This is a genomic window from Streptantibioticus silvisoli (assembly GCF_027947535.2).
Classification (GTDB): Bacteria; Actinomycetota; Actinomycetes; order Streptomycetales; family Streptomycetaceae; genus Streptantibioticus_C; species Streptantibioticus_C silvisoli.
In genome coordinates, this window is sequence record NZ_JAAGKO020000007.1 from 76,660 (window position 1) to 88,931 (window position 12,272).

The following is a 12,272-nucleotide window of genomic DNA, read 5'->3' on the forward strand; positions in this document are numbered from 1 at the left end:
CACCGGCCCACCGCCACCGTGGGCCGGCGGGTCAGCCGCCCGGCTTGGTGATGAGCAGTTCGGTGTTGTGGTCGCCGGGTCCGCCGAGCTTGCCGGCCGGGTCGGCGTAGGGGTCGTTGTAGGCCAACTCCCGGTACCAGGAGGCGAGTCCGGCGTCCGAGAGGTCGCCGGGGTCGGCGGTGTAGGGCGCGGCGGACTCGATGAGGGTGGTGAACAGCGACAGGGTGCCGTCGGCGTTGTCGGCGATCTCGATGATCCGGGCGTGCTGCGGATAGTCGATGTGGGAGGCGGTGTTGATCTCCCACAGGGCCCGTTCGGGGACGGCGTGGCCGTGCGCGGTGATCCGGTTCTCGTGGGTGTGGCCGTTCACCCAGGCCAGCGTGTTGGGGTAGCGCTGGAGCAGGGTGAGCAGTTCGGTGCCGGTGTGGCGGCCCTCCAGCAGGTTGTACGGGTCGGGCAGCGTGTTGCCCATGCTGGTGCTGGTGTGGTGGCTGAAGACCACGACGAGCTGGTCGGCGTGGGAGCCGCGCACCGGGTTGCCGTCGGTGTCGTACCAGTGGCCGCTGTGCGCCTGGAGGGTGGACTCCAGCCAGGTCAGCTGGGCGGTGCCGATCGAGCCGTCGGCGTCGCCGGCCCGGTTGGTGGTGTCGAGGCTGACGCCGAGGACGCCGGGGGCGATCGGGAACGTGTAGTACAGCTCGCCGTTGGAGGCGGCGGCGGAGGTGAAGCCGTGGCCGTAGGGGCCGGGGCCGGTATAGGCGGTCTCCAGGTGGGCCTGTGCGAAACCGGCGTTGGTGAACGGCTCGCGGGCCGGGTCCGGGGTGACGTGCCGGACCGGGCCGCCGTCGATGAGCTTGACCAGCAGGGTGAGCGCCTCGGCCGGGTCGCCGTCCTCCAGCGCGGCGGCGAGCTGGGCGGCGTCGGCGTCGTCGAGGCCCTCCAGCTTCAGGCCGCCGGTGTAGACCGAGTTGAGCAGGGTCAGGTCCGGCAGGGTGCCCATGATGCTGTCGTCGTGGTTGCCGGCGGTGACGTACCAGGGGGTGGTCAGGCCCGGTGCGGTGAACGGCTTGACGGCGGCGGACAGGAAGCCGGGGATCTGCGGGAAGCCGGCTTGCTTGTAGGTGTCGTCGAGCGGCGACTCGGGGTTCCAGTACGTGGTGGAACCGGAGTTGGCGACGCCCTCGTAGGCGGTGGTGCTGCCGGTGGTGGGGGTGATCGTGCCGCCGCTCATCACCGTGAGGTACCAGTCGAGTTCGGCGTTCTCGTGGTTGTCGGTGTTGTCACCGGTGGCGATCACCAGGGAGAACGGCAGGCCGGTGTAGGGGCCGCCGGCAAGGGAGTTGACCCGTTCGACGAGCGAGGAGGCGCCGCGCACGGTCAGCAGGTCGTGCGGGCGGTAGGCGGAGTCGATGTAGCGGGCCAGGTACTCGAAGCGGACCGGCGACTCGGTGTCGGCCAGGTGCAGGTCGGTGAACTGCACGAAGCTCGCCAGGCCGGTGCGGCGGCTGTCGCGGCCGGTGCCGGCGGCGGCCAGGTCGGTGCGCACCACCAGCGGCCAGCCGGGGCCGGCTGTCAGTTTCCGGTACGTTCCGGTGCCGGACGCGGTGGCGGCCTGCTCCAGCGTGGTGCCCGCGACCTGGACCGCGCGGGCGGCGGTGGCGGCCAGGGCGCGGTCGCGGGCGGCGGCCGAGGCGTAGGGGGCGTTGGCCAGCGTCAGCGCCGCGGTGGCGGCGGCTGCACCGGCGACGAACTGGCGTCTGCTGTAGGGCGGCATGCCATGGGCTCCTGACGTCGGGCAGGCGGACGGCGGGTGCGGCGGACGGCGTATTTACCTGTCGGTAACACACCGCCCGCCAGCATCATGGACCACGATGGACCTGACGTGAACATGGCGTAGCCAATCGGTTCACCCCTGCCCGCCGCCCCGCCGCGCGGCGCGACCGCGTACCGCACCGTCCGCCGGCGCACCGCACCGTCCGCCACTGCTCGTCCGCCGCCGCCCGTCCGCCACCGGCGCACAGGACCGCATCGTCCGCCCCCGCCACACCACACCGCCGGGCCACTGCCGCCGCCGGCTTACCTCCGGACGCGGTCAGCCGCCGAGTACCGGTGTGTCGGAGCCGGTCCAGCCCAGCGACGCCAGGTACAGGCCGCGGTAGGAGGTACCGCCGCGCCAGCCGTGGAAGTAGAGCCAGTCGCCAGACCCGGTGCGCAGCACGCTGGCACCGCCCGGTCCGGTGACGCCGGTGCCGGAGGAGGTCATCCAGGTGCCGCCCGCCTTGGTGTACGGCCCGGTGACCGAGGTGGCGGTCGCGTAGTTCTCCTCGTAGCCGGCGCCCGCGTAGGAGCCGGCGGAGTAGAACAGCACGTAGTGGCCGCCCTGGTGGACCAGGTAGGGCGCCTCGATGACGCCGGACTCGTCGGAGCGGTCGTCGGTGAGCAGCGACACCGGGTCGCCGGCGGTGGCGGTGCCGTCGGCGCTCATCGGCTGCGCGTACAGGTGGGTCGGCTGGCCGATGGAGTTGCCGTCGTTCTTCCACATCATCCAGTGGCTGCCGTCGGTGTCGGTGAACGCCGAGGCGTCGATGGCGCCGCCCTGGTCGCCGGGGCACACCAGCGGCGCGGCGCCCTGCGGCTGGAACGGGCCCAGCGGGCCGGCGGAGGTGGCCACACCGACGCACTCGTGGCCCAGCCCCGGGTCGTCGGCGGTGAAGTACATCAGCCACGAGCCGTCGGAACGGCGTGAGACGTCCGGCGCCCAGTAGCCGCCGTTCGCCCAGGCCGGCGGGTTCGGCATCGCGTCGGTACCGGTCCAGTTCCACGGGCCGGCGGGCGAAGAGGCGGTGGCGGTCTGGTAGTTGAGGCCGGCCGAGGAGGTGGCGTAGGCGTAGTAGGTGGTGCCGTCGGTGGCCACCGACGGGTCGGGGAAGTCCCGGTCGAGGGCGAGGGTGACGCCCTGCGCGGCGGGAGTGGCCCGCGGAGCAGGTCCGGCGGCGAGGGCCGGCGGAGCCGCGGGGGCGAGGAGGGCGGCCGCGGCGAGCAGTACGCCGGCCGCGGCGGCGCGGATCGGGGTACGGCGGCGCGCGGCGGATCGGGGCGCATGGGGGGTGGGGGCTGAGAACACGACTTGTCTCCCTGCTGTCCGTACGGCCTTGCGGCGTTGGGGGCGCGTGGGGGGGTGGGGAAGCCGTTCGAGCGTCCCGCCCGGCCGGGTCGCGGGGAGGCGGCCCGTCGCCGGTCCGGCGAGGGCGGCCGGCCGGGACTCTCCGAGCGAGAGTACAACGTTGAATCGCCGTGCGAACAGCCCTGTGACACGGGTCGGTCGGGCCGATCGGCGATCAACTCACCGCGTTCACCGGGCCGGTGGGGCGGGCGGGCACGCACCGGCAGGCCGTTGGGCGCAACTCCCGTCACAGCGGGGGCATTTCACACCGGATCTCCGCCGCGGCGCGGTCGCCTCGCACCGGCGGCTCGCATCGCACCGGCGGGGTCGTACGGGGTGGCTCCCGCGGTCGCACATCGCACCGGCGGGATCGCACCGGACGGCACCCCCGCACCGGCGCACCCCCGCACCGCCGAGATCGCACCGGACGACACCCCCGCACACCCCGCACCGCCGGGATCGCGCCGAGCGCCCCCCGTCGTCACTTCAAGCCCGTCCCGGCGATGCCCTCGACGATGCGGCGCTGGAAGAACAGGAAGAGCACGATGAGCGGCAGGCCGCCGAGTACCGCGGAGGCCATGAGTTCGGCGTAGCGGATGCCGTAGGAGTCCTGGGTGGTGGCCAGGCCCACCGGCAGCGTCATCATCGACACGCTGGTGTCGACCAGCAGCGGCCACAGGAAGTTGTTCCAGGACCACACGAAGGTGAAGACCGCCACCGCGGAGACCGCCGGGCGGGTGAGCGGCATGACGATGCGGGCGTAGACCGTCCACCATCCGGCGCCGTCGGCGCGGGCGGCGTCGACGAGTTCGCCGGGGATGCCGTCGATGAACGACTTGAAGACGAACACCGCGATGGCGCTGGGCAGTTGGGGGAGGATCACCGCCCAGTAGGTGTTGAGCAGGTGGACGGAGTTCAGCTCCTTGAACTGCGGGACCACCAGCACCTGCGCCGGGATCATCGCGCCCGCCAGGACCAGCCAGTACAGCGCGCGCCGGCCGCGGAAGTCGACGCGGGACAGCGCGAAGGCGGCCGCGCTGGCCACCACGACGGTGATCACCATGGTCAGCGCCGAGGTGATGAGGCTGTTGAGGTACCACTGGCCGATGTGGCCGGCGTCCAGCACCGAACGGTAGGCGGCGAGCGTGGGGTGGGCGCCGAACCAGCGGGTGGGGGCGGTGTTGATCTCCCCGTCCGGCCGCACCGAGGTGGCCAGCGCCCAGGCCAGCGGCAGCAGCCACAGCAGCGCGAAGACCACCAGCACCGCGCCGCACAGCCGGGTGAACGCCCGTTCCGCCGACGGCTCGCGGCGCGGGCGGCGGCGGCCGGCGCGGACCGGGGCGGGCGCACCGGTGGCGGAACGGTCCGCGGGGACGGGCGCGGTGGCGGTGGCCATGGGTCACACTCCCTGATCGGTGCGGCGCGATACGGCGAACCAGACCGCGGAGACGGCCAGCATCACCAGGAACAGCAGGAACGACACCGTGGCGGCGTATCCCACCCGCATGTCGGTGAAGCCGGAGTCGTAGACGTACTCCACGGACGAACGCGCCGCGCCCGCCGGGCCGCCGCCCGATCCGGCGATCAGGTACACCTGGTCGAAGACCTTCAGCGAGGCGATCACCTGCAGGACGGTGACCAGCGCGGTGGTGCGGCCCAGCATCGGCACGACGACGTGGCGCAGCCGGCGCACCGGCCCGGCGCCGTCGATGGCGGCGGCCTCCAGCACGTCGGCGGGGATGTCCTGGAGGGCGGCGAGGTAGAGCACGAAGGTGAAGCCCAGGGTCCACCACACGGTGGCGGCCGCGACCGACGGCAGCACCCAGCGCGGGTCGGACAGCCAGCCGGGCGAGGTGACGCCGACCAGCGACAGCAGGTGCTGCAACAGGCCGATGCGGTCGGCGTAGACGTAGGTGAAGACCAGCGCGACGGCGGAGACCGGCAGGACGTAGGGGGCGAAGAAGACCGTGCGGAACAGCCACCGCCAGCGCCGGACCCGTTCGGCCATCAGCGCCAGTGCCAGGCTCAGCGCCACCAGCGGCACGGTGGTCAGCACGGTGAACCACACGGTGTGCCACAGCGTGTGCCAGAAGTCCGCGCTGGTCAGCGCCTCGCCGTAGTTGCGCAGTCCGACGAACGGGCCCAGGCCGGAGTGCACCAGGCTGGTGTTGAACAGCGAGACGACCAGGTTGTAGGCGACCGGGCCGATCATGAACAGCAGGTACAGCAGCAGGAAGGGCAGCACCATCCCGGGGCCCGCCCAGTGGTGGCGGCGGACCGCGGCGGGGGCCGCGCGCGGGCCGGCGGCCGGCGCGGTCGGCGAGTGGACGGCCATGGCGGGGTTACCTTCCTCGCGGTGCACGGAACGGGCACGGAAACAGGGACGGGAGCGGGGGCCCGGCGGCGGCCGGGGCGGGGCGGGCGGTCACAACGGGCTGGGCCGGGAGGCGAGTTCGCGCAGGCCCGCGCGCAGACTCCGGACGAATCCGGCCGGGGTCAGCCGTCCGCCGAGCAGCAGCCCGACGGCGCCGCCGGCCACCGTCTCCAGGTCCGAGCCGGCGCCGGAGTACCAGGCGGGCGGGTCGTAGGCGGCGCCGGCCACCGCGTCCGCGTAGTCCGCCTGCGGCCGCAGGTCGCGGTAGCGCCGCGAGTCGCGGGTGGGCAGCCAGGCGGGGATGTGGCCGCCCTGCGCCCACACGTAGCTGTCGTCGAGCAGTGAGGTGACGAAGGTCAGCGCCAGGTCGAGCCGGGCGGCGTCGCGCTGCGGCGAGCGCGGCAGGATCAGCGCGTGCGAGTCGGCCCACACCGCGTACGGCGCGTCGTCGAACAGCCGCGGCACCCGCACCATCCCGAAGGCAGCCTTGGTGCTCTGCACGGTGGTGACGTCCCACTCGCCGTCCAGCATGAACGCGGCCTTGCCGGAGGTGAACAGCGACACCGCGCCGTTCTGGTCCAGCTCGCCGGGCATCAGCCGCCGCCCGGTCAGCCGGGCGAGATACGCCGCCGCGCGTTCGGCCCGGTCCTCGTCCAGCACGACGGTGCGCCCGTCGCCGGCCAGCAGGTCGCCGCCGCCGAGCTGCCGGTAGCACGTCCACCACCAACGCCAGCACATGGACGGGTCGTTGGTGATGCTCATGACGGCGCCCGCTCCGCCGCACGCCTTGGCCCCGGCCGCCAGCGCGGCGGTGAACTCCGTTGAGCCTTGCAGCGGTTTGAGCTTCCCCGCCGCGTCGAGCAGGCCGGCTTTGCGGCACACGGCGGTGTTGTAGTAGAGGACGAACGGGTGGGTGTCCAGGGGCATCGCGTACAACGAGCCCTGGTAGTGCGCCTGTTGGTACGCCCTGGGGTCGAACCGCGCGGCGGTGAGCCCGTGCCGTTCCAGGTCGGCGGAGCGCAGCGGGGTCAGCAGGGACGAGGCGGCCAGTGTCGGCAGCCGCGACAGGTGGGTGACGGCGACGTCCGGCGGCCGCCGTCCGAGGGTCGCCAGCGTCAGCTTCGTGTAGTACGGGTTGCCCCACGCCAGCGTCACCGGCCGCAGCCGCACCGCGCGGTGCGCGGCCCGGAACGCGTTCTCCATCTGCTGCATGCGGGTGCCGTCCCCGCCGCCGAACAGGTTCCAGTACGTCAGCGTCCCGGCCGGGTCGGCCGCGCCGAACAGTCCTTGTCCGACGGCTGTTCCGCAGCCGGTGAGGCCGGCCGCGCCGGCGCCGCCCAACGCGAGCGCGGCGGCGGCCCGCAGCACGCTGCGGCGGCCTGGACGGCTGGTTTCGGCGGGACGCGGCATCAGGGTCCTCCCGGGCGGGTGGCGGACCACGCCGGCGGGGGTCGCGCCGGCGCGTTCCCAGAACGCGGACCGCCGCCGCCGCGGCATCCTCGCCCTGGAGCTTCAACGTTGTATCTTCGGCGTCACGGGGGTGTCAATGCATCGGACGGAGATGACACGTTCGCGTGACAGCATGTGAGTCGTTGACGACTGGCGAAGGGGGGCTGGGGTGGGCGCACGGATCGGCCTGAAGGACGTCGCGGCCATGGCCGGGGTGTCGTTCAAGACCGTGTCGAACGTGGTCCGGGGGGAGGGCCGGGTGTCGGCGGCCACCCGGGAGCGGGTGCTGGCGGCGGTGGCGGAGCTGGGATACCGGCCCAACCATTCGGCACGGCAGCTGCGCACCGGCCGCAGCGGGATCGTGATGCTGGCGGTTCCCGAGCTGCTGTCGCCGTACTTCGCGGAGCTGGCGGCGGCGTTCATCGCGGCGGCGAAGGAACGGCCGTGCACGGTGCTCATCGAGGAGACGCAGGGCGATCCGGAGGAGGAACTGCGGCTGGCGGCCGGAATGGTGAGCCCGCTGATCGACGGAGTGGTGCTCAGTCCGCTGCGGCTGGACCGCGAGCGGCTCGCGGCGCGGGAGGGCGACTTCCCGCTGGTGCTGCTGGGCGAACGCGAGTACGACGTGGCGGCGGACCACGTCGGCATCGACAACGTGGCCGCGGCGCGGGAGGCCGTGCGGCACCTGCTGGCGGCCGGCCGGCGGCGGATCGGCGTGCTGGGCCGGCAGGACGACCCGTTGTTCGCGACGGGGGCGACCCGGATGCGCGGCTACCGGGAGGCGCTGGACGCCGCCGGGGTGGCGTTCGATCCGGCGCTGGCCCCGGCGGTGCCGTGGTACTCGCGCGACTGCGGGGCGGCCGGGATGCGCGAGCTGCTGACGCTGCCCGAGCCGCCGGACGCGGTGTTCTGCTTCGCGGACGTGCTGGCGTCGGGGGCGCTGCGGGCGGCGCACGAGGCGGGGGTGCGGGTGCCGCGGGACGTGGCGCTGGTGGGCTTCGACGACGTGGAGGAGTCGCGGTTCTCGGTCCCGTCGCTCAGCAGCGTGCGCCCGGACCGCGCCGGGATCGCGGGGCTGGCGCTGGACGCGGTGCTGGAACGGATCTCGGCGGGCGGCAAACGGCTGGAGCAGCGGGTCCTCACGGCCTCGCACGGGCTGCGGGTGCGGGAGAGCAGCGGGTCCTGACCGCGGCCGGCGTCGCGGGCGGGCCGGTGACGGCCTCTTGCGGAGTCGTGATTCAACGTTGTAGTAGTGGCGGGTGCGGACCGGCGGACCGTCCGCCGCACCCCGCCACCGCACCGCCAGGCCCCGTCTTCCGACCAGTACGAGGACTCACCGTGACCAGCGTCTCTTCGGTGTCCGGCGCGGACACCACCTCACTCCCCCGGCCGGAATACCCGCGTCCGCAGTTCGTGCGGCCGGACTGGCTCTGCCTGAACGGCAGTTGGCAGTTCGAGACCGACCCCGGCGACTCCGGCCTCGAACGGGGGCTGTGCGAGCGGGAGTTGATGTCCCGCATCACGGTCCCGTTCTGCCCGGAGTCGGCCCTGTCCGGGATCGGGGAGACCGACTTCCTCGAAGCGGTCTGGTACCGCCGCGAGTTCACCGTTCCGCCCGAGTGGGCCGGGCGGCGCGCACTGCTGCACTTCCAGGCGGTCGACCACGACACGACGGTGTGGGTCAACGGCCGCGAGGTGGCCCGGCACCGCGGCGGTTTCACGCCGTTCACCGCCGACCTGCACGGCGTCGCCGAGCCGGGGACGCGGGCGGTGGTGGTCGTGCGGGCCCGCGACACCCGGCACGGCCCGCAGGCCCGCGGCAAGCAGGCCACCTGGTACGGCAACACCGGCTGCCACTACACCCGGACCACCGGCATCTGGCAGAGCGTCTGGGCGGAACCGGTGCCGCACACCCACCTGCGGCGGCCCCGGGTGACCCCGGACCTGGCCGGTGCGGCGTTCCACCTGGAGGTGCCGCTGAGCGCCAACCGCCGCGGGCAGCACCTGGTCGCCGAACTGCGCGACGCCGACGGGGTGGTGTGCTCCGCGCGCACTCGCGCCGACCTGGACCTGACGCCGCGTCTGACGCTGGCGGTGCCACCGGATCGGGTCCGCCCGTGGTCGCCGTCCGACCCCCATCTGTACGACCTGCGGCTGGAGTTGCGCGACGGGGACAACGAGGTCGTCGACGCCTTCGACTCCTACGCGGGGCTGCGGTCGGTGTCGGTGGACGGCACCTCGCTGCGGCTCAACGGCGAGGCGTTCTTCCAGCGGCTGGTGCTCGACCAGGGCTACTACCCGGACGGCGTGATGACGGCACCGGACGACGGCGCGCTGGTACGCGACATCGAACTCGGCCTGGCCGCGGGCTTCAACGGCGCGCGACTGCACCAGAAGGTCTTCGAGGAGCGGTACTTGTACCACGCGGACCGGCTCGGCTACCTGCTCTGGGGCGAGTTCGGCGACTGGGGTGCCAAGGTGGAGGGCCCGCGCACCGATCTCCAGCGCCCGGACGCCTCGTTCGTCGCCGAGTGGCTGGAGGCGGTGGCCCGCGACTACTCCCATCCGTCCGTCGTCGGGTGGTGCCCGCTGAACGAGACGCACCAGGTGCTGCACGACCGGCTCACCGGCCTCGACGACGTCACCACCGCGATGTTCCTGGCCACCAAGGCCGCCGACGGCACCCGGCCGGTCATCGACGCCTCCGGCTACGCGCACCGCGTCCCGTTCACCGACGTCTACGACTCCCACCTCTACGAGCAGGACCCGGCACGGTTCGCCGCCGCGATGGCACCGCTCGCCGAGGGCAGGCCGTACACCAACACCGAGGAGGACGGCACCGCCTGGTCCGTCGCGTACCGCGGACAGCCGTATTTCTGCAGCGAGTTCGGCGGCATCCGGTGGAACCCGGACCGCACGTCGAGCGACGACTCGTGGGGGTACGGCGAAGCGCCGCGCGACGAGGAGGAGTTCTACACCCGGTTCGAGGGCCTGACCGGCGCGCTCCTGGCGGACCCGCTGATGTTCGGCTACTGCTACACGCAGTTGACCGACGTCCACCAGGAGCAGAACGGCCTGTACACCTTCCACCGCGGCCGCAAGCTCGACGTCGCCCGGCTGCGCGCCGCCCAACTCAGGCCGGCCGCCTCGGAGTCGAAGGACGCGTAGGAGGGGGCCGCTCCGCCCGGTCGGCCGTCGTCAGGCGGCCGGTCGGACGGGCGGCAGCAGCAACGCATGGCCGGCCGGCCCGGCAGCAGCCGTCGCCGCTACGCGGTCTGCCGGACCGGCATCAGCAGCGAGAGGCGGCCGGTGGCGCCGGCCGGCCGCAGGACGAGCGGGGCGGTCGGTCCGCCGTACTCCAGCACCAGGCGGTCGGCGCCGGCCGCGTCCAGCGCCTGGCACAGGAACTCCCGGTTGACGGCGACCCGTTCACCCGCGCCGCAGGAACTCGGGTCACCGTCGGGGCAGACCTGGAGGGTGCCGTCCGCGCCGACGGCCAGCACGGTCAGCGGCCGGCCGGGCTCGTCGCCGTCGACCGGGTGGGCCTCGGCGTCCGCGCGCAACGCGGCCGTCGCGACCGCGAGCCGCCGGCCCTGCGGTACCGCGACCAGCCGTCGGTAGTCGGGGAACTCCTGGTCCAGGCACTCCCCCGTCACCTGCCGGCCGCCGGCGCCGATCTCGACCCGGCCGCCGGCGAGGACCAGCCGGACCGGTTCGTCACCGGTCAGCAGGGCCCGCGCGGCGTCGGCCAGCGGCGCCGGCACCACCGCGCGGACCGGGCACCGTGCCGGGCCGGCCGTCGGCACCGCGGCGACGGCGAGCCGGTAACGGTCGGAGGCCACCAGGTTCAGCGCCTCCTCCCCCGCGACTCCCGCCTCGAACAACACCCCGTTCAGCACCGGGAGTTCGGGGTCCGCGCTGACGGCGAACCGGACCGCGTCGAGCGCGGCGGCCAGCGCCGGGGTCTGCACCGTCACGGTGACGGGCCCGGCGGGAAGAGCGGTCTCGGTCATGGGATTCTCCTTCTGGGTGCTCCGGGCGTTCCGGGCGATCAGCGAACGGACCGCGGACAGCTGGACGCGCGCGTCGGACAGGGCGTTCTCCATCCGGCGCAGGTGCGCCGCGAGCAGGTCGCCGACCAGTCCGGCGTCACGGCCGGACCAGCCGGCCAGCACCAGGCGGATGTCGGCCAGCGGCATCCGCGCCCGGCGCAGCGCCGCCAGCAGCCTGGCCTCCTCGACCTGGGCCGGGGTGTACCAGCGGTAACCGGTGACCAGATCGACCCGGCCCGGCACCAGGACGCCGGCCCCGTCGTAGAACCGCAGCGCGCTGACGCTCAGTCCGCTGTCCCTGGCCGTGTCGCCGATCCCGCGCATCCCGTTCTCCACGCCCCTCACCCTGCGGCCTGCACCAGGTCGAGGGTCAAGCGGTGGCCCGTACTTCCCGGTGGCCGCGCTGTCACTGGGCCGGTGTAGTGTCCGGTGACATGATCACTACGTTCAGTGACGCCTTCGGCAGGGCGACCGAGCGGCACGCCGCGTGGGCGGCCCAGCAGCTCCAGTCGTTCACCGGCTTCCTGCCGGACGGCGAGTGGAGCGCCGACCTCGACACCTGCCGCTACCGGCAGGGCGGGCGCGATCTGCGGATCTCGATGCTGGGCACGTTCAGCGAGGAGGACGGCTCCTGGCTGTGGGGCTGGGCCAACCCCGGCTTCCAGGGCTCCCCGGTGACGCGGACGGCCGGGACGCTGCGGGAGATCGGCACCCGTTACGGGGTCCCGGAGTTCGCCGAGCGGATGGTGCCGCTGGCCGGCTTCCCCGACGTGCGGCGGGCGGTGGAGATGCTGGCGTTCGGCGCGATGGGCGTGCTCGGCGCGGCGGGCTACGTCGGCGTGGAGGCCGGCCCCGGCACCCGGCTGTACCTGCTGGCCGACGACCCCGCGGTGCCGCGCGCCGCACCGGAGGCGGTGGTACTGCCGCGGGTGCTCATGTACGGGGTGGAACTGCTCGACGTCCCGGCGCGGCCGGTGGTGGCCGGTTACTTCGAGCACCACGGCCTGCCCTGGCACGAGAGCGAGGAGTCGATCAGCGCGGCACTGCCGTCCGGCGCGACGGCCGAGGTGCGGTTCGACGCCGCCGGCCGGATCGCGTCGGTGCAGGTGGCCAGCGGGGGTGTCATGGGGTGAGGGGCGCTTCGCGGCGGGCGCGGGGTGACGGGGGAACGTTTCCTCTGCGGACGGTGAGCCGGGGTGGGCGCGGACGGGGTCCGGGTTTCCTCCGCGGACGG

The 12,272-nt window shown here is 73.7% G+C and carries 9 protein-coding genes; 3 read left to right on the forward strand and 6 right to left on the reverse strand.

Features of this window, described 5'->3' with window-relative positions; translation table 11 throughout:
• Positions 1-31: 31 nt before the first annotated feature.
• From POF43_RS07390 to POF43_RS07410, 5 genes are all read right to left on the reverse strand, one after another.
• Positions 32-1,774 carry a TIGR03767 family metallophosphoesterase gene (locus tag POF43_RS07390; RefSeq protein ID WP_271325396.1) on the reverse strand — a complete coding sequence of 581 codons (1,743 nt, stop codon included), beginning with the start codon at positions 1,772-1,774 and terminating at the stop codon, positions 32-34.
• A 318-nt stretch (positions 1,775-2,092) separates the two neighbouring features.
• A complete protein-coding gene (locus tag POF43_RS07395) occupies positions 2,093-3,124 on the reverse strand; it encodes a glycoside hydrolase family 43 protein (RefSeq protein ID WP_282698566.1) in 1,032 nt (343 codons plus the stop codon).
• Positions 3,125-3,644: 520 nt separating this feature from the next.
• Positions 3,645-4,559, reverse strand: coding sequence for a carbohydrate ABC transporter permease (locus tag POF43_RS07400; protein WP_271318478.1), 915 nt, complete (start codon positions 4,557-4,559; stop codon positions 3,645-3,647).
• A gap of 3 nt (positions 4,560-4,562) precedes the next feature.
• Complete coding sequence (locus tag POF43_RS07405) at positions 4,563-5,498, reverse strand: carbohydrate ABC transporter permease (protein WP_271325720.1); 936 nt, start codon at positions 5,496-5,498, stop codon at positions 4,563-4,565.
• Positions 5,499-5,588: 90 nt separating this feature from the next.
• Complete coding sequence (locus POF43_RS07410; RefSeq protein ID WP_271324681.1) at positions 5,589-6,947, reverse strand: extracellular solute-binding protein; 1,359 nt, start codon at positions 6,945-6,947, stop codon at positions 5,589-5,591.
• Between the two features lie 208 nt (positions 6,948-7,155).
• Between POF43_RS07410 and POF43_RS07415 the strand changes: the two genes are divergently transcribed.
• Together POF43_RS07415 and POF43_RS07420 are read left to right on the forward strand one after the other, a co-directional pair.
• A complete protein-coding gene (locus POF43_RS07415) occupies positions 7,156-8,172 on the forward strand; it encodes a LacI family DNA-binding transcriptional regulator (protein ID WP_271324680.1) in 1,017 nt (338 codons plus the stop codon).
• 152 nt (positions 8,173-8,324) lie between these two features.
• On the forward strand, positions 8,325-10,154 hold the full coding sequence (locus POF43_RS07420) for a glycoside hydrolase family 2 protein (protein ID WP_271324679.1): 1,830 nt from the start codon (positions 8,325-8,327) through the stop codon (positions 10,152-10,154).
• 98 nt (positions 10,155-10,252) lie between these two features.
• Here POF43_RS07420 and POF43_RS07425 read toward each other — a convergent pair whose 3' ends face one another.
• On the reverse strand, positions 10,253-11,374 hold the full coding sequence (locus POF43_RS07425; protein WP_271324678.1) for a DNA polymerase III subunit beta family protein: 1,122 nt from the start codon (positions 11,372-11,374) through the stop codon (positions 10,253-10,255).
• Between the two features lie 98 nt (positions 11,375-11,472).
• On the opposite strand from POF43_RS07425, the gene POF43_RS07430 reads away from it, so the two are divergent.
• Entirely contained in the window at positions 11,473-12,171 is a 699-nt protein-coding gene (locus POF43_RS07430) for a DUF6882 domain-containing protein (RefSeq protein ID WP_271316332.1), read from the forward strand.
• Positions 12,172-12,272 lie beyond the last annotated feature (101 nt).

Excerpts from the sequence above, each read along its gene's own strand:
- POF43_RS07390 (WP_271325396.1), bottom strand. The coding sequence starts at position 1,774 with ATGCCGCCCTACAGCAGACGCCAGTTCGTCGCCGGTGCAGCCGCCGCC.
- POF43_RS07400 (WP_271318478.1), bottom strand. The coding sequence starts at position 4,559 with ATGGCCACCGCCACCGCGCCCGTCCCCGCGGACCGTTCCGCCACCGGT.
- POF43_RS07405 (WP_271325720.1), bottom strand. The coding sequence starts at position 5,498 with ATGGCCGTCCACTCGCCGACCGCGCCGGCCGCCGGCCCGCGCGCGGCC.
- POF43_RS07410 (WP_271324681.1), bottom strand. The coding sequence starts at position 6,947 with ATGCCGCGTCCCGCCGAAACCAGCCGTCCAGGCCGCCGCAGCGTGCTG.
- POF43_RS07430 (WP_271316332.1), top strand. The coding sequence starts at position 11,473 with ATGATCACTACGTTCAGTGACGCCTTCGGCAGGGCGACCGAGCGGCAC.